The following is a 23,286-nucleotide window of genomic DNA, read 5'->3' on the forward strand; positions in this document are numbered from 1 at the left end:
GAGGTTAGGGCGCTTACTTTCTTAGATTAAAATGTTTTGGTTTCATCTTTCGTCCTGCCGGGAAATGTCCGACCCGAAGACACCGACGGGGCACTCCCTCCGCGCTTGCTTCGCCCGTACATTCCTGGAAAAAATACAAAGGCAGGATAGCTGACTCCTGCGACGATCGCAGCAAGAGCCGTGAATTCAGGAAAAAGAAAATCCAAAATTTTCTTCTGCCTTTTTCTGGGCTTTTTACTTTCTGCCGAAAGACGCCGCTGCCTTACCCGAAAGCTCAGCATTGGGTGATGGACAGTCCTCGTTTGTTAAAAAGCCTGCCGAGATTTATTGTATAGATTTAAGAGAGCTTATATGAGAAAAAATGATAAGTTTTATTACGCGGAAGCTGTCAGTAGGCAGTTGGTAGGGGCGGTGCCAAGAGTGCCCGCCCTCAGTTGTCAGTAGGCAGTTGTCAGCCGTCAGTCCAATCCCATCCCGAAGCCCAACTCAACACTTAAAACTCTTCCCTAATCTATGGAAACTTCGCCTGATATCAGTGCTGCCGTGCGTCGGCTTTACGATACTTTTCCTTTCCCGCCCGATCCTTTGTCGGACGAACCACCACCGGGATACAACTGGCGCTGGAGTTGGCCGGATGCTTACAATTTTTGCACTGGCCAAAAGCCGCCAAAACTGGATGTTCGGATTTTGGATGCTGGCTGCGGCACGGGTTCGAGTACGGATTATCTGATTCACTTGAATCCTGAAGCGTCGGTAACAGCGATCGACCTTAGTTCCGGTGCTTTGAAGGTAGCACAAGAACGTTGTAGGCGATCGGGCGCGCGAGAAGCAGATTTTCGGCACCTCAGCCTGTACGATGCCGATCGACTCGAAGGCGAGTTCGATTTGATCAATTGCGTGGGCGTGTTGCATCATTTGCCCGATCCGATTCGTGGCATTCAAGCACTGGCGGCGAAGTTAGCTCCTGGTGGCTTGATGCACATTTTTGTGTATGCTGAATTGGGCCGCTGGGAAATTCAATTGATGCAAAGGGCGATCGCACTTCTCCAAGGAACTCAAAAAGGCGACTATCCCGATGGTGTGAAAGTCGGCCGTGAAATCTTTGCTTCGCTACCAGAAACCAACCGCCTTGTCAAGTACGAAAAACAGCGTTGGGCGGGAGAAAATCTGCGAGACGAATGTTTTGCCGATATGTACGTTCACCCGCAGGAAATTGACTACAACATCGAGACTTTGTTCGAGTTAATTGACGCTTCTGGATTAGAATTTATCGGTTTCTCAAATCCGGGATATTGGCAGTTAGAAAGACTTTTGGGCAAAGCACCGGAATTGATAGAAAGAGCTCAGGGTTTGACGGAACGGGAGCTTTATCGATTAATTGAATTGTTGGATACGGAAATCACTCATTACGAGTTTTTCTTGGGCAAAAAGCCTGTTAATAAAATTGATTGGTCGGATGATAAAGCACTTTTGGCGGCAATTCCAGAGTTGAGCGTTTGTATGCACGGTTGGCCGAGTCAACAAGTGTTTGATTGCAACTACCAATTGCTCAATTTGTCAAGTGCTGAATTTGAGTTTTTGCAAGGTTGTTTACCCCCCCCAGCCCCCCCTTGCCAAGGGGGGGAGAAAGAGGGAAGCCCTTACCAAGGGGGGGAGAAAGAGGGAAGCCCGTCTGGCAAAAGCATAGGGGAGATTTTGGCGGATGTTGAGGTGGGATTGGATGAAGTGCGATCGATCTTATCAAAACAGCTTATTTTGCTAACACCGAATTAATAGCGCTTTTTAATTATTTGAACGAACCGCGAAGACGCGAAGAGCGCGAAGCAAGAACTGCATCTTCTTCTTTCTCTTCCTTCGTGTCCTTCGTGTCTTCGCGGTTCATTTCATCTTACTCCATTAAAGAATCCAGTTAAGTCGTAGGGTGCGTCAGCTTGGATAATTTCCGCTAAAAATTGACAATTTCCGAACTGACACACCGTTAAGTCGTAGGGTGCGTCAGCTTGGATAATTTCCGCTAAAAATCGACAATTTCCGAACTGACGCACCTCACTAATTTCAGTTATTAACTTCAGGTAATATCCAAGATAAAATAGTACAATTTCTCAAATATATTGTCGTCCAAAAAATGTTATCGTTTTTAACGATTATGTGAGGTATGTCACTCAGAGATGGTCGCTATTTTCTTAGAAATTTTCGACGGCGACGCACCCTACAGCTACTAAGAAACGAAAATTAAATAACTTACACTCTTAAAAGTGGGATGGGCGGGACGCCCATCCCACAATAATTAAAATTGTAAGTTATTTAATTCTCATTCCTAAAATAAGTTATGCTAGAATTGGTTTACTAAGCTGTTCTGTATTTAAAATGTATGTCAAGAAATAATCAAAGTATTGTGGGACGTTGCTCTGAGCAGCGTCCCGAATATGCAATTTAAATGCGCGACAGCTTATCAGAATGTGACAACATATATTAAATCCTGAAAACAGAATCAAGTCTTGAAAATAAGGAGCAGTTTAATCAATGCTTAACAAACAAGAGACGATCGCCAAAATAGAAAATGTTTTTAATGCAGCATCCGATCGCTTTGACGCTCCAGCTTTATCTTTCTGGAATCGCTTTGGACAGCAAACAATCGATCGACTCTCGCTGCGTCCGGGCGATCGCATTTTGGATGTTTGTTGCGGAAGTGGCGCTTCTGCGATTCCAGCAGGCATATGTGCAGGCGCTAACGGACAAGTGTTGGGAATAGATTTGGCCGAATCACTTCTAGCACTGGCACGTCACAAGTCACAACAACAAGGGCTTGAAAATATTGAGTTTCGATATGGCGATTTTGAAAATCTAGGTTTCCCCAGCGCCAGTTTTGATGCAATTGTTTGTGTTTTCGGGATTTTCTTTGTTCCAGATATGCTAGCAGCAGTTCAAGAACTTTGGCGTATGCTTCGCCCAGGCGGGAAACTCGCAATTACCTCTTGGGGGGAAAAGGTATTTGAACCTGCCAATCAAATGTTTTGGAGTACAATTGAGGCTGAACGACCAGATTTATATCGGAAATTTACGCCGTGGGATCGGATTAATAATTCTGCTTCGCTGCAAGCACTACTAGAATCAGGTGGTGCAACAAACGTAAAAGTTTTTGAAGAAGTTGGCACTCACCAACTGACTTCTCCAGAGGATTGGTGGACAATAGTTTTAGGTGCAGGATTCCGGGGTACGATCGACCAACTCGATCCAGCTACCAGGGAACGCGTGCGACAAGTAAATCTGCAATTTCTGCGGACAAATGAAGTTTCTGCACTAGATGTAAATGTTTTGTATGCTGTAGCGCAGAAATAATGTATCTACTGTTAGTTAGCACCATCAGGTGCGTAGCGATCGCCCGACATACCGAATCGCCAATCCCAAATTGAAAATCAATCATCGCCCTTCAGTTAGATTGGTTGGTGGAAGGGCGAGATTCCTTGACTGAAATTGGTCAATCAAAGAGTGAGCGATCGCTCTTCTATTTACCTAACTATACTTCAGCAGGTTGCCGATCTTTTTGAGATTCTAACCAAGTTTCGTAGGCTACCCTGTCTCCACCGAAACTATCTATCGACACCTCGCGATCGGGCATTGGTTTGAGCTGTGAGCCGATCGGATTGTAGCGACAATAGCAGATAACTACCATGCCGAATTCGCTCGAACTACCTTCAGTGCCGAATTCGCTCGAACTACCTTCAGTATCAGAGGTGTAGGTTTCCACTCTCGCAACTTCCCAATCTCCGGTTTTGTAATGGGTACTCCAACCGTGGAAATTTGGTTCGTGTTCGGCTTCAACCCTGACAAACTCAGTTGGCCTGTATCCTGGTTGCGGGATCGGGCGATCGGACGAATCAAAGTATTCAGCAAGAATGCGAGTCAGAGAATGAGTGTGAGATAGCATTCTATCTTCCCATCCCGGTTGCCGCCCTTCGGCTCTAAAAACAATGTATTTACGCATCGTCGTCATCTTCCTGTTCGTGAAACGGCTGAGGAAATTCTGTCTTACCCTCGAACACGCAATCGGCCCTCAAGGTGTCACCCTGAAGTTTTTCTATCCTCTTGAGTGTCCATCCATATTTAGCCTCCATTTCGTAGCAGCATTCATCATCGGCGGCTGCGTGACGGGAAATATCCTCATCTGGGTCATAACGCAACCAAGTTGGTTTTTTTGGCATTATTGATATTACTCCGAGTGTTGAGTTGACAACATTGGGGGAATCGCTTTGGTGTAGTGATTCGAGCACTGCGCCAAGGCGTACCCGATATGATAGAGTTATTTCGGAGAATACGTCAATATGACGCGCCAATATTTGACGAAAAAAGATACAAGACCACAAGAGAGCGCATCGCCGATCGAGGCTTTGAGAATTGAGCGAACAAAGCTATCTCAGGCTGAATTTGCCGTGCATTGCGGGATTCCGCTGCGTACTTACCAGCGTTGGATTTCGGGTGAAACGGAAGCAAAACCAACACCCCGTCAGTGGAAACTGATGATGCGCCTATTGCAGATTCAATCTTTTGATGAGGTTCCTGATGATTTTGGCCCGATTAATTTGACAGGAAATGAAGATACGGAAAATAGCTCAATTTTACCTTGAGTTAGAATCGAATAATGTCACAATTATACTTAAGCATGGCCTTAAAAACTTTAGCAATCCTGGAAGGCAAAAGATGATACAAGTCCACCAGTCAAAACTTACCTTTGAAGAATACCTCGCCTACGAGGACGACACCGACAACCGCTATGAACTAATTAACGGAGACTTAGTAACATTGCCGCCAGAATCCGAACCCAACAACGCCATTGTCAGCTATCTGTTTTTAGTGCTTGTTAATACTGGCATCCCTTGGCGGTGTATCAAACTTCACCTGTGCGAAATCCAAGTTCCGATCCTGCGGGAGGGCGACGCAGCTAACCGCTACCCCGACTTAGTGGTTTTGCGCCCCGAACACATCTTGCTGACAGCATCTAGGCTAACTATCACCCTTGATATGCCGCCTCCTCAGTTGGTTGTCGAGGTTGTTAGTCCAGGTAGAGTTGGGCGCGATCGCGATTACATTAGTAAACGAGCTCAATATGCAGCGCGGGGTATCCCTGAATATTGGATTGTTGACCCTCAAGAGCAGATAGTAGCGGTACTACGACTAGAATCAGGTGAGTATGTCGAAGTTGGGTTTTTTCAAGGGGAACAAGCGCTGATATCGCCGACTTTTCCGCAGTTGAACTTGACGGCTGGACAAGTTTTGGGAGGAGAGTTTTAGTTGTAGAATGCGCCAAATTGCATAATTTTCACCTAAGCTACCTTGGGGCAAATTTCGACTTTGACAGTCATACCTACTTTATTGAGCATTGCAATCAGACTGTCAACGGAAAACTGCCCTATTTTACCTTGAGTTAGAGCTTTGATTCGATCGTTGGACTGTTGGAGGTGTTGAGCCGTTTGATCGAGAGTCCAACCGCGCTCTTTAATCTGATGAGTCAGGGCGAGAATTAGTTGCGATCGGATTAGTAAGTTATCAGCTTCTTCAGATGAGAATCCGAGGTCTAGAAAGATATTATCGACTGCTTGGGTAATAGTATTTTCGCTCATTGTTCCGGTTCTCTTGAGTTTAAACGATTTTGTAACAACTCTTGGTAGCGTTTCTGCCCAACTTCGATATTTTTCTTGGCTGTTTTCTGAGTTTTCTTTTGGAAGGCGTGGAGCACATAAATAGCTTCTTCAAATCTAGCAATATAGAAAACCCGATAGGCATTTTCTGTCCGAATCCGAATTTCTTCAACGCCTTTACCTACGATCGACATCGGTTTAAAGTCTGGTGGTTGTATGCCCTGCTGGAGAGTCCAAAGTGAAAAACCGGCTTCTTTTCGGGCCTCTTCAGGAAGAGATTGGATTTCTTCGCGGGCAGGGCCAACCCACCGAATCGGCTTGATGGTCATCGAGTTTGTTGAGAATCGAATACTGTGACAATTATACTCAAGTATTGCCTTAAGTATTTTATTTCTTCAGCGCTCTATGTCGGTTAGTTCAGCCGCCGATTTGAGACATTGTGCGGCTGTAATTTCCTTGAGTAGTTCCCGAATCCCGCTGCTTGAAATTAATCTCCGGTTTAATCTCCAATATCTGCTGCACTCGATCGCGCAATTCAACCGTAGACACCCCATTCCGCAGAGCAGTTTTTAAGTCAATTTGCCCCGTTTCGTTCAGCAGACAAGGCCGCAGCCACCCGTCAGCCGACAAACGCATCCGATTGCACCGATCGCAAAAACACTCCGACATCTGACTGATAAATCCTAAAGTCCCCTTCGCCCCCGGAATTTGAAACACATCCGCCGGCCCATTTCCCCGCACTCCCGACTCGGCTAAACCATATTTATCGCTAATTTGTTGCCGCAATTCTGCCGATGCTACCCAACCTTTATCGCCAAATAAATCGCCATTGCCGATCGGCATAAACTCAATAAATCGAACGTGCCAATTCCGGTTAATAGTTAATTCTGCCAACTCCAATATTTCGCCATCATTCACACCGGGAATCACCACCACATTCAGTTTCAGCGGATCGAATCCAGCTTCATAAGCCGCTTGAATTCCCTGCCAAACTTGCATCCAGCGCGATCGTCCCCGACTACCAATTATCCGATCAAAAGTCTCCGGTTCCAGGGAATCCAAACTAATATTAATCCGGCGCAAACCAGCACTGTAGAGATTTTCCGCCATTCCCGCCAACAAAAAGCCGTTAGTTGTCATTGACAAATCTCGTGTTTCGGGCAAAGATGCGATCGACCCAACCAACTCCACCACCCCAGGGCGCAGCAGCGGTTCCCCACCAGTCAACCGAAACTTAGTAAATCCCACAGGTATGAAAACTTCCCGCAGCAAAGTTAGCAATTCCGAGTGAGTTAGCAACTGCTGCTGCAACACATAGTCCAACTCGCTACCTTCCGGCATACAATAGAGACAGCGGAAATTGCAGCGGTCTATCAAACTAATCCGAAGGTAGTCTACGGGATTCATGTCAATGATTTGTAATATTATTTAATTATAAATGCGGACTCGATTTTCTGCAATTATTGATAGAAAGCAAAAGGGTGCATCTCAATTTGGGAAGGGCGAAGCATTCCGGTAGTCAATCTCTGGCGATAGCTAATAAATCGTCTGCCGGAATGCTTCGCCCCTACGAAGATATTTGCAAAAATGAGATGCACCCAAGAAGCAAAAAAACGACATCGATTTCTCCCTCATCTCTTACTCTGCGCTCTCTGCGCCCTCTGCGGTTAATAAAAAAAATCTAATTTGCAAATCCATATATCTATGACATTTTTTAAATTTGAAGCTGACTTTGTAGAAGCCCTGCGCTGCATCCCAATGCAAGTACGCCTCAAGTTAGATACTTGCGGCATCAAACTCAAGTTGCAAGATTGGAATCATTTTACTCAAGCAGAACGCCAAACACTTGTAGAGCTTCCTTGTGTGACAAGTGCAGAAATTCAAGATTACCGAGAACAGCTAAACCAAATATTAATCCAACATACTGGAAAATGCGGAACCGATTTGGCGATCGACCAAAATCCCCCGTGGATGGATGCTGCAACCATACCAGAATCCGTCACAGCAAAAGCGCAAGAGCTCGGATTGACTGTTACCGATGCCCAGTGGAGCGGTTTGCAGCCGCTACAGCGGTTTGCTTTAATCAAACTTAGTCGATCGAGCCACGAGAATAAAAACTTTCTCCCCGCTGTTCGAGAATTTCACCTCGTTGCATGAGAAGCCGGAATTATTGAATAAGTCCGGCTTCTAGCAGGTTCTAGCCGCGGATTTTACGTTTAACTGCGTCCACCTACTCCTAGCTTCAAGCTTGTTTTTGAGCTAACTTTTGGCGGCGGCGGGCTAAAATAAAACCCCCCAAGGAAAGCAATCCGCCGACTACTGTTGTCGGTTCCGGTACTGCTTCGGAGTTGTCCCAAGTATCCTGTACTATTTCCAGTGGTTGTGACAAGTCGCCGATACTGTCGGATTGATCGATTACGAGCTCCGCGAGAGTAGTTGGGCCAAAGTTTGAGCTAGTTCTAGGTAAGCTATTGAGCACTCCTGTTCCAGCTAATCCGCTGATGGCATTCCGAATCCAGTTGTATTGCGACGAGACGCGAGTAGTAGCAGAAATATCGCCGTAGTCAGCCAACCTCTGGTTGTTCTGGCTGGTAATAAAAGAGTTGACACCGGCCAGGAGTCCGCCGATGAACAGTGCTCCACCGCTATCGCCCCGGGCTAATTGGTATTCTAGGTTGAGAGGGCGAGTCAATGGCTGTGAGGGATCGACCGATCGAGGATCGTCGAAATCTGACACGAGTATTCCGTTGGAATAACCTAATCGACTACCCAGGCCGATCGTATTCTGACCAGCTCGTTTTGTTTTGTATGTTCCTACATTTTCGCCACTTAAGCCATTGCCTGTATTTCCGAACCCGACGTAGCTGCCGACTTGCAAATCTTCGTTAGTACCGGAGTACAGGGTGGCCGGATTAATGTTCGAGATTGAACTGCTGAGCCGATACAAGCCTATGTCAGCGCCTGCACTCGCGTTCCGGTTGCTACTGGCCCATCCTCCGTTCTGAAGTCCCAAATTGATTGAATAGCTGCGCCCGCCAATTGAAAAACCTGCACCAGCAAGACTTTGTTGACCGTTTTCAAAACAGTGCGCTGCGGTTAGTACCCAGTTGGCACTGATCAGGGTTCCCGAACAAAGGGTGAACGTGTTGTTAGCAAATCTCATGTCGAGGCGGCCGACGCTGGCAAATTGGTTTTGGTTGGCGAAGTTTATGTACTGGGCGTCGGATCGATCGTGCCGAATCGTACCGGCGATCGCGCTGCCACTGAAACCTGCTGCTGCCACAAAGGCTGTTAGCGTTGATGTAATTAGGTTTTGAGTTTTCACAGTAAGCACCGAGATCGATGTTAAATTTGTTGTTCTATTGACCTATCTGGTGCAAAACTCGATTTTTATGCAAAATGTTGGGCTTTGTTACAAATCTTTATATTCGCCAAAAAGCTCCCGTTTTTTTATACTAAGTAAGAAAGATTTTGTGCGCTTCAGGCGATATAAAGTGTGAGTTGGTGCGATCGGGCGGTGGGAGATGTAGAATTATGTCGATCGACCAAAAAGATTTCCGAGTCGCTCGACAACGACAACATGATAAATATTCAGAGAATCTCCGGCTGTCTGCATAAAACCCTTCTAGCTTCTGGTTTCGGAAAGGTTCGGCACGCTTACCTGGGTTCGGTAACTCAGCCAGACTTTTCTCAGAAACCAATCAAAAAATTCATTTTTTTTTAAGTTATGTTACCTGCGCGTGGTATTATTCGATCTGAAGTGTACGAGCTGTAGCTTTTGTCACACTTGTCGCTACAAGACGGTTTCAACCGAATTAATTGTAGTGGGAGTCAACTAACACCGACTGCTTTAAAAGTCAAGTAACCTTGTCAGATCAATCTCGCGCATCCATCGCTGAAACGGGGGACATCTCTCAGACAGGTTCGTCCGAACCGGAGTCCACCGACACTATGCAAGATTTCTACAAACTTCAACAACAGTTGTTTGTGGTCACTCTCGCTTTCACGGGAATAATTTTTATCTCGGTGTGGATTTTTTATTCACTCAACATTGCCCTAAATTATATGCTTGGGGCGATCGCCGGTGTGGTTTACTTGAGAATGTTGGCTAAAGACGTTGAACGCATCGGCCCGCAAAAAACGAGTCTGAGCAAAAATAGGTTAGCTGTATTTATTGGGTTGATTGTAGTATCAACTCAGTTGAAAGAGCTACAGATTTTGCCCATATTTTTGGGATTTCTGACGTATAAGGGCGCGATCGTCTTTTATATGCTGCAAAGCCTGTTTGTTACCGACCCTGCCAATGGGTCAGGCAGTCGGTGAACCCTCCACTGTGTGAACTTCTTGTGAATGGAAATGCTAAATGTCTTAAATGCCTTTAATGCTTTTCCCCTCGCTGAGTTGGAAGTAGGAAAGCATTTCTACTGGCACATAGGCAGTCTCAAAGTTCACGGACAGGTATTTATTACCTCCTGGATTGTGATTGCTCTCCTCCTGATAGCTTCCCTCGCGGCAACTCGCAATGTGCAGAGAATTCCGAGCGGAATGCAAAATTTCATGGAGTACGCCTTAGAATTCGTTCGAGACTTGGCTAGAAATCAACTCGGCGAGAAAGAGTACCGTCCTTGGCTGCCATTTATTGGCACATTGTTCCTGTTTATTTTTGTATCGAATTGGTCGGGCGCTTTAGTTCCTTGGAAGCTAATTAAGTTGCCAGCGGGCGAACTAGCTGCTCCGACTAATGACATCAACACGACGGTAGCACTCGCATTGCTGACTTCTTTGGCATATTTTTATGCAGGTTTCAGTAAGCGGGGTTTGGGTTACTTTAGTAAGTACATCGAACCGACCCCAATTTTGTTACCGATCGCGATTTTAGAAGATTTCACCAAACCTCTTTCCCTGAGCTTCCGTTTATTTGGTAACATCTTAGCGGATGAATTAGTGGTGGCGGTGTTGGTGTTATTAGTTCCCCTGTTCGTACCTTTGCCCGTAATGATGTTGGGTCTGTTTACCAGTGCGATTCAAGCTTTGGTATTTGCCACCTTGGCAGGAGCTTACATTCACGAAGCATTGGAAGGACACGGCGACGAACATCACGATTAACTCTCTAAAATTGGGTAAAGGCGAATAGCGAACAGTCAAAAGCCAGCGGTCTAATGACTAATGACTAATGACCAATTACCCAACATCTCTCTTGAACTCTGTACACAAAGATTAAGGAAATTTATCATGAATCCGACAATTGCTGCTGCTTCTGTTATCGCCGCCGGTCTAGCTATTGGTTTAGGCGCGATTGGACCTGGTATCGGTCAAGGTAATGCCGCAGGTCAAGCAGTAGAAGGTATTGCGCGTCAGCCGGAAGCAGAAGGCAAAATTCGCGGCACTCTCCTGCTGAGCTTAGCATTCATGGAATCCTTGACCATCTACGGTCTCGTTATTGCATTGGTGCTGCTGTTTGCTAATCCCTTCGCTTAATATTGAAGGATTGCAAAAAAGGGGCGGATGTCTTTCCGCCCCAAAAACAAGGAGGAACTAAAAGTGTTTGATTTTGATGCAACTTTGCCATTTATGGCATTGCAGTTCCTAGTTTTGACGGTAGTCCTCAATGCGGTTTTCTATAAGCCCATGACTAAGGTTCTGGACGATCGGGACGAATACATTCGTACCACTCAAGTGTCAGCTCAGGAACGCTTGGCAAAAGCCCAGAAATTAGCGCAGGAATACGACCAAAAACTGGGAGAAACTCGCAAACAGTCTCAGGCAGTAATTGCTACGGCTCAAGCGGATGCCAAAAAAATCGCGTCGGCAAAAGTAGCTGAGGCTCAAAAAGAAGCTCAAGTTTCGCGAGAAAAGGCAGGCCAAGAAATTGAGCAGCAAAAACAAGAGGCAATGCGCTCGCTAGAACTAGAGGTAGATACTCTGAGCCGACAAATTCTTGAAAAGCTATTGGGCACAGCACTGGCCAAATAGCTCGATCGAACAGTTTTAGATTTTGGGTGAATTCTCAAATCTTAAATCGGTTCATCCAACCTGCACGCGCAATTATGGAAGAGAATCATGGGGACTGTTTTATTGCTAGCCACAGAAGCTAGCACAGAAGGTGGTTTCGGTTTAAATTTCGATATTTTAGAAACCAACCTGATTAACCTGAGCATTGTTATTGGATTGCTGTTTTACTTCGGGCGCGGCTTCTTAGGAAATATCCTAGGCGAAAGACGCTCCGCCATTGAAGAGGCGATTAAAGATGCAGAAACTCGCCAAAAAGATGCAGCGGCAGCTTTAGCAGAACAACAGCAAAAATTGACTCAGGCTCAAGCAGAAGCGGAACGAATTCGCTCCGCTGCTGAAGCAAATGCGATCGTAGCAAAAGAAGCAATTCTAGCTCAAGCGGCGCAGGAAGTTGAACGCATGAAAGCAACAGCAGGTCAAGAGTTGGAAGCGGAGCGGGAAAGAGCGATCGCCCAACTGAGATCGACGGTTGTATCTTTGGCATTAGCAAAAGTGGAAGGTGAGTTGAAAACTCGCTTGGACGACAACGCCCAAAACCACTTAATCGATCGCAGCATTGCGTTACTGGGAGGCTAAAAAGTGAGTATCGTTAGCACAGCAGTCTTACAGCCTTACTCATCTGCCTTGATGTCACTGGCTCAGTCCAGCAATCTCTCAGAAAAGTTCGGCGAAGACATTCGTTCTTTGCTTAGCCTGCTAGAAGGTTCGGAAGAATTACGTCAATTTTTAGCCAATCCGCTGATCAAAGCGGATACTAAAAAAGCTGTAATTAAGCAAATAGCGGGTGAAGAAATGAGCCCCTTGATGCACAACTTTCTGAAGCTTTTAGTAGACAAAGGAAGAATTCTTTTTTTAGAAGGGATTGGCCAACAATACTTGGCAAAGCTCCGAGAACTCAACCAAACAGTATTGGCTGAAGTTACATCGGCAGTCCCACTTTCAGACGCTCAACAGCAGACTGTTCGCGAGAAAGTGCAGGCGATGACCAGCGCTCGTAGCGTAGAAATTGAAACAAAAATAGACGCAGATTTAATCGGCGGTGTGGTAATTAAAGTAGGCTCTCAAGTAATTGATGCTAGCCTGCGGGGACAATTGCGCCGTCTCGGAATTCGCTTGAGTTCCTGATTTAAGGAAGAAGGAAGAAGGAAGAAGGAAGAAAGAATAAGGGAAGAATTAAACAGGAGGCAGAAATCAATGAATTTCTGTTTTTGAGTTGTTAGTCCCAAATACTTACTGCCAAATCTCAATTCTTTCTTGCCAAAAACATCCACCCGCCCAAAAATGGGTACAAGCACTAGACTTAAAGTCGTGGAAAGATCAAAATTTTAGACTAAGAGTTCAAACTCCCAGATTCAATGCTGCGAGTAAATCTAAAATCTAAAATCTAAAATCTAAAATCGACTGACCGACAACTGACAACTGACAAATAATAACTGACATGGCAGCAATCAGACCTGACGAAATTAGCAGCATTATTCGCCAGCAAATTGAACAGTACGACCAAGATGTAAAAGTCTCTAACGTCGGTACTGTTTTGCAAGTAGGCGACGGCATTGCCCGGATTTATGGCTTGGATAAAGCTATGTCCGGCGAATTGCTAGAATTTGCCGACGGCACTGTGGGTATTGCACTGAACCTCGAACAAGATAACGTCGGTGCAGTGTTGATGGGCCAAGGCCTAGGCATTCAAGAAGGTTCGGCAGTTACTGCTACTGGCAGAATTGCTGAAGTCCCCGTTGGTGAAGCAATGTTGGGCCGCGTAGTTGATGCTTTGGCCCGTCCAATCGACGGTAAAGGCGAAATCAAAACTACTGAGTCTCGCTTGATTGAATCTCCGGCACCTGGTATCGTTTCTCGCCGTTCTGTTTACGAACCGATGCAAACAGGGATTACCGCTATTGATGCGATGATTCCTGTGGGAAGAGGACAGCGGGAATTGATTATTGGAGACCGCCAAACTGGTAAAACTGCGATCGCGATCGACACAATCATCAACCAAAAATCGGAAGATGTAATTTGCGTGTATGTGGCGATCGGTCAAAAAGCTTCTACCGTAGCTAACATCGTCAACGTCCTGCAAGAAAAGGGCGCGATGGCCTACACAATCGTCGTAGCAGCCAACGCTAGCGACCCCGCAACCCTGCAATATTTGGCACCTTACACAGGCGCCAGCTTAGCTGAGTATTTCATGTACAAAGGCAAGCACACTTTGGTCATTTATGATGACCTTTCCAAGCAAGCACAGGCCTACCGCCAAATGTCCTTGTTGCTACGCCGTCCTCCCGGTCGCGAAGCATATCCTGGAGACGTTTTCTATCTGCACTCTCGCTTGCTAGAACGCGCTGCTAAATTAAGCGATGAATTGGGCGAAGGCAGCATGACAGCTTTGCCAATCATTGAAACCCAAGCAGGCGACGTTTCTGCTTACATTCCTACCAACGTAATTTCGATTACCGACGGTCAAATCTTCCTTTCTTCTGACTTGTTCAACTCTGGTTTGCGTCCGGCTGTAAACCCCGGTATTTCGGTATCGCGGGTAGGTTCTGCGGCTCAAACTAAGGCAATGAAAAAAGTAGCCGGTAAGGTGAAATTGGAATTGGCGCAGTTTGAAGAACTGGCAGCATTTTCTCAGTTTGCTTCTGACTTGGATAAGGCTACTCAAAATCAATTGGCCCGCGGTCAACGCTTGCGCGAACTGTTGAAACAGGCGCAAAGTTCTCCTCTGCCGATGAACGAACAAGTTGCTGTAATCTATGCCGGTATTAACGGCTACATGGATGACATCGATGTAGACAAAGTAACCAAGTTTACTCTTGGTTTGCGCGACTATTTGCGGACTAGCAAGCCGAAGTACGGCGAAATCGTTCAAGGCGGTAAGGCTTTGACTGATGAAGCTGAGAAGCTGCTGAAAGAAGGCATCACAGAATACAAGCAAACTTTCTTGGTTTCTGCGTAATTAGTCCTGCCGTCATCAGTGATTAGTCATTAGTTAAGTCGCAGATCCCCCTTAGGCGTGTTTTAAACCCGGAGATCCCCCCTAGCCCCCCTTAATAAGGGGGGGACAAGATCGTTCAAAGTCCCCCTTCTTAAGGGGGATTTAGGGGGATCGAGACTTTGAGAAAAACGATAGAGACATCTGGTTTCAGTCTGAAAATTGATACCAATAGAAAATGCCGTGTCTCTACCGTAGCTAAACTTAAAAACTGATGGCTGGGAACTAAGAACTCAGAAATAAAAGCTAAGGAAAAAGGAGAAAGTTATGGCAAATCTGAAAACTATTCGCGATCGCATTAAGTCGGTCAAGAACACTAAAAAGATTACAGAAGCAATGCGCTTGGTGGCTGCTGCTAAGGTGCGCCGCGCTCAAGAACAGGTGACTGCTACTCGTCCTTTTGCCGATCGCTTGGCAGAAGTATTATACGGTTTGGCAGAACGCTTGAAGTTTGAAAGCCAGGATTTACCGCTGCTGAAAAAACGCGAAGTCAGAACAGTGGGAATTTTGGTTGTTTCGGGCGATCGGGGTTTGTGCGGTGGCTACAACGGTAACATCATTAGATACGCCGAAAATCGCGCCAAGGAAATCAAAGCTGAAGGCTTAAACTACAAATTCGTGTTAGTAGGACGCAAAGCTACTCAGTATTTCCAACGTCGCGAACAGCCGATCGATGCTACTTACACTAACTTAGAACAAATCCCAACAGCACCGGAAGCAGCGCTAATTGCTGACGAATTGCTGTCTTTGTTCCTGTCGGGAACTGTGGACAGAGTTGAGCTAATTTACACAAAGTTTGTGTCACTAATTAGTTCGCGTCCAGTAATTCAAACCTTGTTACCCCTCGATCCTCAAGGTTTGGAAACTCCAGATGATGAAATCTTCCGCTTGACATCGCAAGGCGGACAGTTTCAAGTATCGCGGGAGAAAGTTGGTACACCTATGAAGAGTTTGCCACGCGACATGATTTTCGAGCAAGATCCGGCGCAAATTCTGGAGGCACTTTTGCCTTTGTATTTGAACAACCAATTGCTGCGGGCTTTGCAAGAATCTGCTGCTAGCGAGTTGGCTGCACGGATGACGGCGATGAATAATGCTAGTGAGAATGCTAGCGATTTGATCCGTAGTTTGACGTTGACTTATAACAAGGCGCGGCAAGCGGCAATTACCCAGGAAATTCTGGAAGTTTCCGGCGGTGCTGAAGCCTTAAACGGTTAAGTTAGGGTTGACAATTTGTAGATTTTATGGTATGCGTCTGGGGGAACTCAGGCGCTATTTTTTTAGTAAATATAGGAACAAATTGGACGATCGGGACTTACACAGCCTCTATAATATAATGCTTTATAATTAAAGTAGGGTGCGTCGCTGTGACTATTTTGGCTATTGACAACGATTCAATAGCGACGCACCGCGATAATCTCCCGGAAGTCACGACGACGATCGCGAGCGGGGACAGCACTGCACTGGTAAAAATTATGATTCCGATGCCAGCTTCCACAATATTACTCAGATGAGTTTCGCACAGCTAGATGAATATTTAAATCAAGAATTTTCGCCGGATAATTGGTCAGATCATGCTGTTATATATGCTATTGAACAAGTGCAAAAACTTACACCTGCTGATTGGGAAGAACTGAAATCTTGTTGGTGTAATCGTTCCCAAGAATGGCAATTGCGCTGTGCCGAAATTATTTCCGATGCTGACTCTCAACAAGCAATTCCGTTGTTGCTAGAAATGCTTGAGATACCGGATGATGAGCTTACTCTCACGGCGGCAGATTCTTTAAGATCGATTGATGCAGCCAAAGAAAATTTAGATATGAGTCTTGATGTTTTAAAACGCTTGCAAACTCTTTCTCAAAACAGTCCGATCGCTCAAATTATTGTTAATGAACTGCTAAAAAAATTGCCAGTCAGATTGTGAATGCAAATATAAACTGCTAGTTCATGCCGATCGCCTATTTGATTATGACTCAATTTCCCCCGAAAATATTGATCGCCTCCTCGAACAAAATCCTGAATCCGTACTGGCTTGGGTCAAAAATACATTTTCGGCTCAAACCACCGCACCGCAAGACTTTAACTGGCTTTTGTTAGCCGATGTTTCCTCTGCGAAGGCTCGAAAAGGTGAAAATAATGCGGGTTTATTCGATCGCACTTGGGCAGAAGTAGCAACCGCAATTTACGATCGACTAGCGGAAGCGGCGGAACAGAAAAAACCGGGTAGTGGGGAGTCTGTGAGGATTTCTTCAATGATGTTGCGGGCTGGGGCGATCGCCAAATACGGAATAATTCCCAACGATTCAGTTCTGGATGTTAACTTAATTCTACAATGGTTTTGGGATAACATCAAAGAATCGCGGGAAGATGTGGAACAAAAGGCTGCTAATTGGAAAACGCTTGCTATTGAAGAAATTCGAGAGTTAAGACAGCTTAAAAATCGGTTAAAAGTTATCGCTGCACTCGCGAATAGCGATAAATATGTTTTGGATGAAGAACTCAAAGCTTGGCTTTCGTTACCAGAGAAATTGCCGTAGTGAAACCTTATTTTACGACATTTGGCAATAATTTACCTGTTCATTAGTTGAGAAACATGGATAGTAAGATCGGGAAAAGCCAGGGGTTCAATGGTTCCCGATTGAAAAGTATTTCGCTGCTGGTAAAAGTCGCCTTCCGGGAAGCGGAACACGATTAATAGTCGATCGCGCAAGTTAACAACCCAATATTCTGGAATGCCTGCTGCTGCGTAAATCTTGCTTTTTTCCTCTAAGTCTTTAGTCAAACTAGAATCAGAATATTCAATTAGCCAAAAAATATTCTCTGGATAGGGGTGATGCTGTAGGTAGACATCGTTTAGGGGTTGGACAACGGCAATATCTGGTTCTGGTTCCGAGTTATTTGGCAGAGTAATTGGTCTGGCTTCGCGGATTTGTGCTCTGGTGGATAATGCGACTCGCAATTGATTGGCAAAGCGATCGCTAAAATAAGTATGCGCCGTTCCTTCCGGTACCATTTCGACTATTACTCCATTTAGTAATTCAACTTGGCGATCGTCCAAAATACCTGTTTCGATCATCCGATGGTAGTGGTCTATTGTCCATTTTGCGGTACTTAATGTCATTGCGATCGCTCCTGGCTTCTCGCTCACTATGATTGACTTTGCCTGAATTAATCTATTTTAGGCGATCGATAGTTTGTACATGGCGCGCGCGATCCTCTGGCGCGCGCGAGATTCGCGCCGACACCAGAGCAACTCAGGTTGTTTGCACTATTGCATTAGTATGCAGTATAGCATATAGTTGCTTTAATGCGCTTGTATGCAAAACGCTGGTTTTTGGACAAACTTCATAAAATGTCAAAATATATATGTTGTGAAGCCTTGAGCCTGTATGGATGAAAACAAGACTGTGGCTATTAGAGTAGAAATGCCACCCGATCTGCGGAACCGATTTAAGTCAGCCGTCGCTAGGGAAGGTAAAAATATGAGGGATGTTTTGCTTGAATTTATGGAGGAATACGTCAATCAAGCTGAGCAACCCAAAATAACAGCCAGTCAAAACCCAAAGAACACATAGCTGCTGCGTGCAGAAGTGGAGCGATCGCATACAGGGCAAAACATTGTAGTTTTTAAACTGTAAGGGAATTGTGAAGTGAGGAGCGATCGCCTACCGAACCCAAAACCAGAAAACGTCCACTATGTCACAAACCCCGAACTCTGTGAAAAGATGGGCGAAAAATACAACTGGCGGTTAAAAGAAATCCGAGTCAGCCGCAACAGCCCTCCTGATGTGGCCTGCGTGTTTGATGGAGAACAAACCTCGTTTCAGGATACATGGCAAGATTACCAAGATTAAAGCAAAGGGAGGAAAGATGGCAAAAAAAATCTGGATTGTCTATAAAGCCGAAACCATGAGTGCTCCCGGTTGGGAAGAACGCCAGCTTATGCCGAGGGGCGGTTTAACTGATATTCTGTGGGAAAACTGGAGTTGGGAAGAAAACCCAATTCTTCCCCAGCCTGGAGACAGAACCCGCGACTACGACAATCTATCTGACTCCGGTAATGCAGCAACTCACGGGAAAAATGGAGATTGGATAGTTACTAGCGTTCACCAGTTTTCTTCCTTTGATAGTGACTTGCGAATTGTGCTGTGCTACTGTTCTTTCCAACCGATTACTTCTGATTGGGAAGCCCTGCAACAAGGTGAGTCTGTGAATCAGATGTTGGCAACTGTCGAGCAATATTGAGTTGATTAAAGTCCGATCGCGTCTGGAGTAATTCAGACGCTTTGTTTGAATGTAAATATGCCTTTTATTCCTGCACAATTTCCACCAACTCTTCAATCATCACATCAAAGGTGCGGGCCAATTTGTGTATGGAAATGAAATCAATAGTTGACACTCCCGGACAGCGGGCGTAGTGTCTGACGGTACTGTAAATTACTCCCGATCGCTCTGAAACCTCTTTTAGCGTCCAACCTTTCTCAGCAGCGAATTCTCTGACTTTTAGTCTGACTAAACCCATACTTGACAAATGATGGTGTACCATCATAAGATATTTTTATTCCAAAAGGCGATCGGCTAATCTTGGACAATCTCATACAAATCTTCGACCATCACGTCAAAAGTCCTCGCCAATTTGTCCAAGGCTGTCACATCAATTGTTGCTAATCCGGGCGATCGGGCATAAGTTCTCAGCGTACTGTAGACTACGCCCGATCGCTCTGAAACCTCTTTGATCGTCCAGCCTTTCTCAGCAGCAAATTCTTTAACCCGCAATCTAATTAAGCCCATAAGCTATTGAAACCTGACTAATATCAGTCACATAACTATACTACAAAAGGCGATCGACCTACTCTTTGACAACCTCAACCAAATCTTCCACCATCACGTCAAAAGTACGTGCCAACTTGAGCAGACAAGTAAAATCAACCATTGCCATTCCTGGAGAACGCGAATAGGTGCTGAGGGTGCTGTAGTTGACTCCCGATCGGTCAGAAACCTCTTTGATCGTCCAGCCTTTCTCACCAGCAAATTCTCTAACCCGCAATCTAATTAAACCCATTGACAGACCACTAGATTTAGTATATTATAATTATATCGTAAAAAGCGATCGCCCCAACGTCTGCAAAACTTAAAGACGATCGCCTATCAAAGTTCAAATCCCATCAAGTGGGATTTATCAACCATTTACAATTCCCATTAAGTGGGATGTATCAACTATGTTAGCAAGCTTTCGACCAAAATCAACCCCCAGACACAGATTGAGCCGGTTTGTTACCAAAGAGGCGATCGCGCGGCTGCTGAAAATCAAGGTAGAACAAATATATCGCTTCGAGTGCTGGGCGCACATCCTCTACGTGCACGCCCAAGGGATGAGTCGGTTTGTGAGTTATGCCGACTTTCCGCCGGTGGTGGGAGTGGAATCGCCGTCGGGTTTAGATTTTGGTTATTGGAAGCGCCGGATGGCGAGTCTGAAGGAGAGATACGCGCCGGATTTTTGGGTGGATTTCTATGGGGATAAATTTCGGGAGGCGGTTTCTGTTGTTGAATTGTTGGAGTGGGGAGAGTTGGTTGGGGTGGTTAAATTGATGTTGGGGGCGATCGGGCTGGAGTCGCTGCGAAAGGTTTACGCACAGGAGAAATATCTGCTGGAACATTTCTAAAATATGACTAAAACACGGGTGATTAGAAACCGGGTTTTTTTACTAAAATACTGCACGCCCAGCCTTTAACTAAGTGAAAAACCCGGTTTCTTTGCTGTGCGTAACTCCCATAAACTCTAGTCCCTGCTGTAGGGGCGGTGCCCCCGTGCCCGCCCGAAAGATCAGGGCAACCACGGGGGGATTGCCCCTACAGGAATTACTCGCCACAAATATTCAAAAAATTGGTTCAAGCTCAACAGCAACAGTTATAATTTCTCAATGTGCTTCCCTCTCTATCCCTTGTTAAGCCCATGAGTAACCTTTCAAATATCCAACCAGCAGAGGGCGATCGCGGGAATTATCAGCTAAGTCGGCTCAGTCTGCGGCTATGCCTTTGATGGGGTTCCCGCCGTCGGAGTCGAAGTCGGCTTTGATTGAGTTGGCTGATTATGTTTTTAGTCAACTTTATTAGGTGCGATCGCGCAGTTTTAGGGAAGATAATCAAATTGTGGTTTACATCTTGCCTGAAAGTTTTTTATTAATTAATTGGATGTATTTACAATGAGTGTTATTAAAAGATTTGTAATTTTGGAAGACCGTCAAAAAAGCTTGGAAACGACAATAGATTTTTTATTGAATTGTCAAGAATACTCTTGGGATAAAATTTATCTATTTTCTGCTTTTGTTACTAATCATGGGGTGGAGCAAGTAAAAAAAATTCTTCTACACCCTTATTTAAATGAAAATACGGAAGTTGTGATTGCGATCGGAAAAAAAGATAATTTTAATGACCCTAGTGATATTCAAAATTTATTGAAATTTATCGACAAAGAATCAACAAAGATTAAAACTAAGTCTGTTCGTTTTATATGTCCCACAAATAACTTTCATATCAAAGCCTATTGTTTTTTAGGCCGTCGTGTTAGAGACAATGAAGAAATAGTTATAGACCATGAAAAAATAGGTTTTTCTATCATAGGGTCATCTAATCTAACTCGGCTAGGTCTTGAATGTGAGGGAGAATTATGTATTAGTATCCACAACTTAAATTTAACAAACCAATTGATTAATTTTAAAAAAAATAAATATGATGAATCGCCTGAGTGGGAGCAAGAAATTATCGAGTATGAAATAAAATATAATGAAAAACACTTTCGTAAAGATCAAGCACTGATAACCAGCACACCACAAAATGGTGGTAAATTCCTTAAACTAGGTGTCACTGATGATATTGCTATTATTGACCAGGGAACTAATCTCGTTAATGGTAGGGAGAATACAGGTTGGTTCCGCTCGATTCAAACTATAGATGAAGAGAAAAATGATGTTCCTAAAAATTCTTTATGCCTCTTATTTTCCACAGAAAACAAGATATTCCAAATTGGTGAAATCATGTCTCACAGTTCCGATCAAACAGAAGGATGTTTTGTAACATATACAGTAAATGTAACTTATAAACTTTCTGATGATATTCGTGACATCCTTGCGAATGAAAAGTATAAAATAATATCTAATCCAGAGGATATGGAGAAATTACCGTATGACGCTCTAAAGGATTTTGAAAACGAAGTTAAGGAATATCAGGAATATCAGAAAATGCTCGACGATCCGAAATATCAAAAATGGATAAAAAAAGGTAAGAATAAGATGCAATCAGAAATTGAGAGAATATCAAAAATTGATGATATCAGCTTAATAAAGAAAGAGCTAGAATTACTCCGTCAATTCATTTAATGTGCCATCATTGTGTTCTCAATACCAACTTAATTTTACAATGGTTATGGGATAAAATCTTCGTCTTTACCCGCCATAATGGTAAGATCAGGCTTCTTGCCAAAGTGCCATTAATTGTCAGAAAATCAAAGAGAATTTATTGTTTCAGAGTTTATACTTATCTTAAGTCTTTGCTAAAAGTTTAAGTAACTTCTTTGCTGGTAAGCCTGTAAGATGGCATATTGAAGGAACTAGAGATAGTGTTAGTATTAGGGTAATAGTAGAACCTGATGGGAGATGAATCATTACAGCCTTCCCTACTAACCTACCCAAAAATCCCTAGAAATATTGTCAGGAGCAAAACAAATGTTTGACTATAAAATTGTGGAAAGTAAACTCAATGAAGTCATTAACATCGTGAAACTGCAACTGTCAGATAATCAAATAGAATTTTTGGTTTCAGATATTCAGGCTGGTGAGTGGAATTTGGCGTTAGAGACTTTGTGCGATATTCTCATTGAAGAAGAACTTCCCATAGATTTAAATGGTTATGAACTTTTGCAAGAAGTAGGGGATATGTTGAACATGGAACGGGAAACTTGGGAGATGCTAAAAGTCCAAGTAGCTCCTTAGTACATAAATTACGAATTTATGTTATAATTTGATTCCACATTGATTTACCATAATAGATTTCCTTGGATTATAACTTTGATTGGAATCCAGCCAAAGAAAAGCAAAATATTCGCAAGCATCAATTAAATTTTCGTTTGGCATCAACTGTTTTTCGCGATAGTTCTCAATTAACAATCTATGATGAAGAACACAGTCAAGATGAAGATAGATGGATTACCATAGGCTTAGATGAAACAGGAAATTTAAGGGTAGTTGTTCATACCTTTGAACAAACCGATCGCACTTCTTGCATAATTCGGCTCATTTCAGCCCGCAAAGCTAATTTTACTGAAACCCAAGCTTATCAAGAGAGGAAATTATGAAATCAGAGTATGATTTTTCTCCAGCAGAACAAGGCAAGTTTTACCATCCTGATGCTACTTTTCATTATCCCATTTATCTCGAACCAGATGTCGAGGAATTTGTGACTAAAATTGCCGAGCATAAAAAGATTGAGGTGCAAGTTTTGGTCAATGAATGGCTGAGAAATAACATTAAACTAATTCAAAGTATTGAGTAGGTTAGAAACCGGGTTTCTTAGTCAACTCTAGGTGAGTCTGCCTTAATCATAACAGAAACCGGGTTTCTTGACCCCACATAGCGATAAATTATCGAATAT

At 44.2% G+C, this 23,286-nt stretch carries 36 protein-coding genes; 24 read left to right on the forward strand and 12 right to left on the reverse strand.

Annotation, left to right across the window (positions count from 1 at the left end):
• Window positions 1-26: 26 nt before the first annotated feature.
• Window positions 27-206 (reverse strand): hypothetical protein, encoded by a 180-nt coding sequence (locus JGK07_RS11495; RefSeq protein ID WP_293180428.1) that lies wholly within the window; start codon window positions 204-206, stop codon window positions 27-29.
• Between the two features lie 307 nt (window positions 207-513).
• Here JGK07_RS11495 and JGK07_RS11500 point away from each other — a divergent pair, with 307 nt between their 5' ends.
• The gene (locus JGK07_RS11500) at window positions 514-1,773 is read left to right on the forward strand and encodes a bifunctional 2-polyprenyl-6-hydroxyphenol methylase/3-demethylubiquinol 3-O-methyltransferase UbiG (protein WP_293180425.1); all 1,260 of its coding nucleotides are present in this window, start codon (window positions 514-516) and stop codon (window positions 1,771-1,773) included.
• Window positions 1,774-1,883: 110 nt separating this feature from the next.
• On the opposite strand, the gene JGK07_RS11505 is transcribed toward JGK07_RS11500, so the two are convergent.
• Entirely contained in the window at window positions 1,884-2,045 is a 162-nt protein-coding gene (locus JGK07_RS11505; RefSeq protein WP_293190977.1) for a hypothetical protein, read from the reverse strand.
• 478 nt (window positions 2,046-2,523) lie between these two features.
• Here JGK07_RS11505 and JGK07_RS11510 point away from each other — a divergent pair, with 478 nt between their 5' ends.
• Entirely contained in the window at window positions 2,524-3,339 is an 816-nt protein-coding gene (locus JGK07_RS11510; protein WP_293180422.1) for a class I SAM-dependent methyltransferase, read from the forward strand.
• 178 nt (window positions 3,340-3,517) lie between these two features.
• On the opposite strand, the gene JGK07_RS11515 is transcribed toward JGK07_RS11510, so the two are convergent.
• Window positions 3,518-3,985: a hypothetical protein gene (locus JGK07_RS11515; protein WP_293180419.1), complete on the reverse strand. Its 468-nt coding sequence runs from the start codon at window positions 3,983-3,985 to the stop codon at window positions 3,518-3,520.
• Window positions 3,978-4,202 carry a hypothetical protein gene (locus JGK07_RS11520; protein WP_293180416.1) on the reverse strand — a complete coding sequence of 75 codons (225 nt, stop codon included), beginning with the start codon at window positions 4,200-4,202 and terminating at the stop codon, window positions 3,978-3,980. Before JGK07_RS11520 ends, JGK07_RS11515 begins: the two co-directional genes overlap by 8 nt.
• Before the next feature lie 120 nt (window positions 4,203-4,322).
• Here JGK07_RS11520 and JGK07_RS11525 point away from each other — a divergent pair, with 120 nt between their 5' ends.
• Window positions 4,323-4,625 carry a helix-turn-helix domain-containing protein gene (locus JGK07_RS11525; RefSeq protein ID WP_293180413.1) on the forward strand — a complete coding sequence of 101 codons (303 nt, stop codon included), beginning with the start codon at window positions 4,323-4,325 and terminating at the stop codon, window positions 4,623-4,625.
• A 73-nt stretch (window positions 4,626-4,698) separates the two neighbouring features.
• Complete coding sequence (locus JGK07_RS11530; protein ID WP_293180410.1) at window positions 4,699-5,289, forward strand: Uma2 family endonuclease; 591 nt, start codon at window positions 4,699-4,701, stop codon at window positions 5,287-5,289.
• A 32-nt stretch (window positions 5,290-5,321) separates the two neighbouring features.
• On the opposite strand, the gene JGK07_RS11535 is transcribed toward JGK07_RS11530, so the two are convergent.
• From JGK07_RS11535 to moaA, 3 genes are all read right to left on the reverse strand, one after another.
• Window positions 5,322-5,618 (reverse strand): XRE family transcriptional regulator, encoded by a 297-nt coding sequence (locus JGK07_RS11535; protein ID WP_242717105.1) that lies wholly within the window; start codon window positions 5,616-5,618, stop codon window positions 5,322-5,324.
• Window positions 5,615-5,965: a type II toxin-antitoxin system RelE/ParE family toxin gene (locus JGK07_RS11540; RefSeq protein WP_293180405.1), complete on the reverse strand. Its 351-nt coding sequence runs from the start codon at window positions 5,963-5,965 to the stop codon at window positions 5,615-5,617. The genes JGK07_RS11535 and JGK07_RS11540 overlap by 4 nt, the downstream gene beginning before the upstream one ends.
• Before the next feature lie 88 nt (window positions 5,966-6,053).
• Complete coding sequence (gene moaA, locus JGK07_RS11545; RefSeq protein ID WP_293180402.1) at window positions 6,054-7,043, reverse strand: GTP 3',8-cyclase MoaA; 990 nt, start codon at window positions 7,041-7,043, stop codon at window positions 6,054-6,056.
• A 297-nt stretch (window positions 7,044-7,340) separates the two neighbouring features.
• Here moaA and JGK07_RS11550 point away from each other — a divergent pair, with 297 nt between their 5' ends.
• A complete protein-coding gene (locus JGK07_RS11550; protein ID WP_293180399.1) occupies window positions 7,341-7,793 on the forward strand; it encodes a nitrate reductase associated protein in 453 nt (150 codons plus the stop codon).
• A gap of 85 nt (window positions 7,794-7,878) precedes the next feature.
• Here JGK07_RS11550 and JGK07_RS11555 read toward each other — a convergent pair whose 3' ends face one another.
• Entirely contained in the window at window positions 7,879-8,961 is a 1,083-nt protein-coding gene (locus JGK07_RS11555) for a trypsin-like serine protease (protein WP_293180395.1), read from the reverse strand.
• Between the two features lie 171 nt (window positions 8,962-9,132).
• Here JGK07_RS11555 and JGK07_RS11560 point away from each other — a divergent pair, with 171 nt between their 5' ends.
• The 11 genes from JGK07_RS11560 to JGK07_RS11610 all read left to right on the forward strand — a co-directional run bounded on the left by JGK07_RS11560 (window position 9,133) and on the right by JGK07_RS11610 (window position 17,177).
• The gene (locus JGK07_RS11560) at window positions 9,133-9,360 is read left to right on the forward strand and encodes a hypothetical protein (protein WP_293197041.1); all 228 of its coding nucleotides are present in this window, start codon (window positions 9,133-9,135) and stop codon (window positions 9,358-9,360) included.
• 227 nt (window positions 9,361-9,587) lie between these two features.
• Window positions 9,588-9,959: an ATP synthase subunit I gene (locus JGK07_RS11565; RefSeq protein ID WP_293180536.1), complete on the forward strand. Its 372-nt coding sequence runs from the start codon at window positions 9,588-9,590 to the stop codon at window positions 9,957-9,959.
• Between the two features lie 27 nt (window positions 9,960-9,986).
• Window positions 9,987-10,742, forward strand: coding sequence for a F0F1 ATP synthase subunit A (atpB, locus tag JGK07_RS11570; RefSeq protein ID WP_293154916.1), 756 nt, complete (start codon window positions 9,987-9,989; stop codon window positions 10,740-10,742).
• A gap of 126 nt (window positions 10,743-10,868) precedes the next feature.
• Complete coding sequence (gene atpE, locus JGK07_RS11575) at window positions 10,869-11,114, forward strand: ATP synthase F0 subunit C (protein ID WP_193972048.1); 246 nt, start codon at window positions 10,869-10,871, stop codon at window positions 11,112-11,114.
• A 27-nt stretch (window positions 11,115-11,141) separates the two neighbouring features.
• On the forward strand, window positions 11,142-11,609 hold the full coding sequence (locus tag JGK07_RS11580) for a F0F1 ATP synthase subunit B' (RefSeq protein ID WP_293180392.1): 468 nt from the start codon (window positions 11,142-11,144) through the stop codon (window positions 11,607-11,609).
• A gap of 87 nt (window positions 11,610-11,696) precedes the next feature.
• A complete protein-coding gene (locus JGK07_RS11585; protein WP_293180389.1) occupies window positions 11,697-12,224 on the forward strand; it encodes a F0F1 ATP synthase subunit B in 528 nt (175 codons plus the stop codon).
• A 3-nt stretch (window positions 12,225-12,227) separates the two neighbouring features.
• Window positions 12,228-12,773 carry an ATP synthase F1 subunit delta gene (gene atpH, locus JGK07_RS11590; RefSeq protein ID WP_293180386.1) on the forward strand — a complete coding sequence of 182 codons (546 nt, stop codon included), beginning with the start codon at window positions 12,228-12,230 and terminating at the stop codon, window positions 12,771-12,773.
• Between the two features lie 313 nt (window positions 12,774-13,086).
• Entirely contained in the window at window positions 13,087-14,604 is a 1,518-nt protein-coding gene (atpA, locus tag JGK07_RS11595; RefSeq protein WP_293180383.1) for a F0F1 ATP synthase subunit alpha, read from the forward strand.
• 303 nt (window positions 14,605-14,907) lie between these two features.
• Complete coding sequence (locus JGK07_RS11600; protein ID WP_293180380.1) at window positions 14,908-15,858, forward strand: F0F1 ATP synthase subunit gamma; 951 nt, start codon at window positions 14,908-14,910, stop codon at window positions 15,856-15,858.
• Between the two features lie 292 nt (window positions 15,859-16,150).
• A complete protein-coding gene (locus JGK07_RS11605) occupies window positions 16,151-16,564 on the forward strand; it encodes a hypothetical protein (RefSeq protein WP_293180377.1) in 414 nt (137 codons plus the stop codon).
• A gap of 166 nt (window positions 16,565-16,730) precedes the next feature.
• Entirely contained in the window at window positions 16,731-17,177 is a 447-nt protein-coding gene (locus tag JGK07_RS11610) for a hypothetical protein (protein ID WP_293180374.1), read from the forward strand.
• Between the two features lie 32 nt (window positions 17,178-17,209).
• Here JGK07_RS11610 and JGK07_RS11615 read toward each other — a convergent pair whose 3' ends face one another.
• On the reverse strand, window positions 17,210-17,788 hold the full coding sequence (locus JGK07_RS11615) for a Uma2 family endonuclease (protein WP_363319143.1): 579 nt from the start codon (window positions 17,786-17,788) through the stop codon (window positions 17,210-17,212).
• 241 nt (window positions 17,789-18,029) lie between these two features.
• Here JGK07_RS11615 and JGK07_RS11620 point away from each other — a divergent pair, with 241 nt between their 5' ends.
• The 3 genes from JGK07_RS11620 to JGK07_RS11630 all read left to right on the forward strand — a co-directional run bounded on the left by JGK07_RS11620 (window position 18,030) and on the right by JGK07_RS11630 (window position 18,885).
• Window positions 18,030-18,215 carry a hypothetical protein gene (locus JGK07_RS11620; protein ID WP_293180371.1) on the forward strand — a complete coding sequence of 62 codons (186 nt, stop codon included), beginning with the start codon at window positions 18,030-18,032 and terminating at the stop codon, window positions 18,213-18,215.
• Between the two features lie 75 nt (window positions 18,216-18,290).
• Complete coding sequence (locus tag JGK07_RS11625; protein ID WP_293180368.1) at window positions 18,291-18,494, forward strand: hypothetical protein; 204 nt, start codon at window positions 18,291-18,293, stop codon at window positions 18,492-18,494.
• Between the two features lie 16 nt (window positions 18,495-18,510).
• Entirely contained in the window at window positions 18,511-18,885 is a 375-nt protein-coding gene (locus JGK07_RS11630; protein ID WP_293180365.1) for a hypothetical protein, read from the forward strand.
• A gap of 64 nt (window positions 18,886-18,949) precedes the next feature.
• Here JGK07_RS11630 and JGK07_RS11635 read toward each other — a convergent pair whose 3' ends face one another.
• The 3 genes from JGK07_RS11635 to JGK07_RS11645 are packed head-to-tail and all read right to left on the reverse strand — an operon-like array spanning window position 18,950 to window position 19,702.
• Complete coding sequence (locus JGK07_RS11635; RefSeq protein WP_293180530.1) at window positions 18,950-19,162, reverse strand: helix-turn-helix transcriptional regulator; 213 nt, start codon at window positions 19,160-19,162, stop codon at window positions 18,950-18,952.
• 56 nt (window positions 19,163-19,218) lie between these two features.
• On the reverse strand, window positions 19,219-19,431 hold the full coding sequence (locus JGK07_RS11640; RefSeq protein ID WP_293154889.1) for a helix-turn-helix transcriptional regulator: 213 nt from the start codon (window positions 19,429-19,431) through the stop codon (window positions 19,219-19,221).
• 58 nt (window positions 19,432-19,489) lie between these two features.
• The gene (locus JGK07_RS11645) at window positions 19,490-19,702 is read right to left on the reverse strand and encodes a helix-turn-helix transcriptional regulator (RefSeq protein ID WP_106149040.1); all 213 of its coding nucleotides are present in this window, start codon (window positions 19,700-19,702) and stop codon (window positions 19,490-19,492) included.
• A gap of 157 nt (window positions 19,703-19,859) precedes the next feature.
• Between JGK07_RS11645 and JGK07_RS11650 the strand changes: the two genes are divergently transcribed.
• The 5 genes from JGK07_RS11650 (at window position 19,860) to JGK07_RS11670 (ending at window position 23,187) form a co-directional block, all read left to right on the forward strand.
• Entirely contained in the window at window positions 19,860-20,303 is a 444-nt protein-coding gene (locus JGK07_RS11650) for a hypothetical protein (RefSeq protein WP_293180362.1), read from the forward strand.
• Window positions 20,304-20,843: 540 nt separating this feature from the next.
• A complete protein-coding gene (locus JGK07_RS11655; RefSeq protein ID WP_293180360.1) occupies window positions 20,844-22,016 on the forward strand; it encodes a hypothetical protein in 1,173 nt (390 codons plus the stop codon).
• A gap of 345 nt (window positions 22,017-22,361) precedes the next feature.
• Window positions 22,362-22,628 carry a MafI family immunity protein gene (locus JGK07_RS11660; protein WP_293180357.1) on the forward strand — a complete coding sequence of 89 codons (267 nt, stop codon included), beginning with the start codon at window positions 22,362-22,364 and terminating at the stop codon, window positions 22,626-22,628.
• Between the two features lie 62 nt (window positions 22,629-22,690).
• On the forward strand, window positions 22,691-22,990 hold the full coding sequence (locus JGK07_RS11665) for a BrnT family toxin (protein ID WP_293180354.1): 300 nt from the start codon (window positions 22,691-22,693) through the stop codon (window positions 22,988-22,990).
• A complete protein-coding gene (locus JGK07_RS11670) occupies window positions 22,987-23,187 on the forward strand; it encodes a hypothetical protein (RefSeq protein ID WP_106333270.1) in 201 nt (66 codons plus the stop codon). Before JGK07_RS11665 ends, JGK07_RS11670 begins: the two co-directional genes overlap by 4 nt.
• The last annotated feature ends 99 nt before the right edge of the window (window positions 23,188-23,286 follow it).

Origin of the sequence: Microcoleus sp. PH2017_24_DOB_U_A, from assembly GCF_020738205.1 — a bacterium.
Taxonomy (GTDB): Bacteria; Cyanobacteriota; Cyanobacteriia; order Cyanobacteriales; family Microcoleaceae; genus Microcoleus.

Coding starts and splice junctions, on each gene's coding strand:
- JGK07_RS11550 (WP_293180399.1), top strand. CDS start 7,341: ATGACATTTTTTAAATTTGAAGCTGACTTTGTAGAAGCCCTGCGCTGC.
- JGK07_RS11600 (WP_293180380.1), top strand. CDS start 14,908: ATGGCAAATCTGAAAACTATTCGCGATCGCATTAAGTCGGTCAAGAAC.
- JGK07_RS11605 (WP_293180377.1), top strand. CDS start 16,151: ATGAGTTTCGCACAGCTAGATGAATATTTAAATCAAGAATTTTCGCCG.
- JGK07_RS11660 (WP_293180357.1), top strand. CDS start 22,362: ATGTTTGACTATAAAATTGTGGAAAGTAAACTCAATGAAGTCATTAAC.
- atpE (WP_193972048.1), top strand. CDS start 10,869: ATGAATCCGACAATTGCTGCTGCTTCTGTTATCGCCGCCGGTCTAGCT.
- JGK07_RS11565 (WP_293180536.1), top strand. CDS start 9,588: ATGCAAGATTTCTACAAACTTCAACAACAGTTGTTTGTGGTCACTCTC.
- JGK07_RS11580 (WP_293180392.1), top strand. CDS start 11,142: ATGTCTTTCCGCCCCAAAAACAAGGAGGAACTAAAAGTGTTTGATTTT.
- JGK07_RS11650 (WP_293180362.1), top strand. CDS start 19,860: ATGTTAGCAAGCTTTCGACCAAAATCAACCCCCAGACACAGATTGAGC.
- moaA (WP_293180402.1), bottom strand. CDS start 7,043: ATGAATCCCGTAGACTACCTTCGGATTAGTTTGATAGACCGCTGCAAT.
- JGK07_RS11540 (WP_293180405.1), bottom strand. CDS start 5,965: ATGACCATCAAGCCGATTCGGTGGGTTGGCCCTGCCCGCGAAGAAATC.
- JGK07_RS11535 (WP_242717105.1), bottom strand. CDS start 5,618: ATGAGCGAAAATACTATTACCCAAGCAGTCGATAATATCTTTCTAGAC.
- JGK07_RS11630 (WP_293180365.1), top strand. CDS start 18,511: ATGGCAAAAAAAATCTGGATTGTCTATAAAGCCGAAACCATGAGTGCT.
- atpB (WP_293154916.1), top strand. CDS start 9,987: ATGGAAATGCTAAATGTCTTAAATGCCTTTAATGCTTTTCCCCTCGCT.
- JGK07_RS11635 (WP_293180530.1), bottom strand. CDS start 19,162: ATGGGTTTAGTCAGACTAAAAGTCAGAGAATTCGCTGCTGAGAAAGGT.
- JGK07_RS11640 (WP_293154889.1), bottom strand. CDS start 19,431: ATGGGCTTAATTAGATTGCGGGTTAAAGAATTTGCTGCTGAGAAAGGC.
- JGK07_RS11525 (WP_293180413.1), top strand. CDS start 4,323: ATGACGCGCCAATATTTGACGAAAAAAGATACAAGACCACAAGAGAGC.
- JGK07_RS11515 (WP_293180419.1), bottom strand. CDS start 3,985: ATGCGTAAATACATTGTTTTTAGAGCCGAAGGGCGGCAACCGGGATGG.
- JGK07_RS11670 (WP_106333270.1), top strand. CDS start 22,987: ATGAAATCAGAGTATGATTTTTCTCCAGCAGAACAAGGCAAGTTTTAC.
- JGK07_RS11620 (WP_293180371.1), top strand. CDS start 18,030: ATGGATGAAAACAAGACTGTGGCTATTAGAGTAGAAATGCCACCCGAT.
- atpA (WP_293180383.1), top strand. CDS start 13,087: ATGGCAGCAATCAGACCTGACGAAATTAGCAGCATTATTCGCCAGCAA.
- JGK07_RS11530 (WP_293180410.1), top strand. CDS start 4,699: ATGATACAAGTCCACCAGTCAAAACTTACCTTTGAAGAATACCTCGCC.
- JGK07_RS11500 (WP_293180425.1), top strand. CDS start 514: ATGGAAACTTCGCCTGATATCAGTGCTGCCGTGCGTCGGCTTTACGAT.
- JGK07_RS11655 (WP_293180360.1), top strand. CDS start 20,844: ATGAGTGTTATTAAAAGATTTGTAATTTTGGAAGACCGTCAAAAAAGC.
- JGK07_RS11645 (WP_106149040.1), bottom strand. CDS start 19,702: ATGGGTTTAATTAGATTGCGGGTTAGAGAATTTGCTGGTGAGAAAGGC.
- JGK07_RS11585 (WP_293180389.1), top strand. CDS start 11,697: ATGGGGACTGTTTTATTGCTAGCCACAGAAGCTAGCACAGAAGGTGGT.
- JGK07_RS11520 (WP_293180416.1), bottom strand. CDS start 4,202: ATGCCAAAAAAACCAACTTGGTTGCGTTATGACCCAGATGAGGATATT.
- JGK07_RS11510 (WP_293180422.1), top strand. CDS start 2,524: ATGCTTAACAAACAAGAGACGATCGCCAAAATAGAAAATGTTTTTAAT.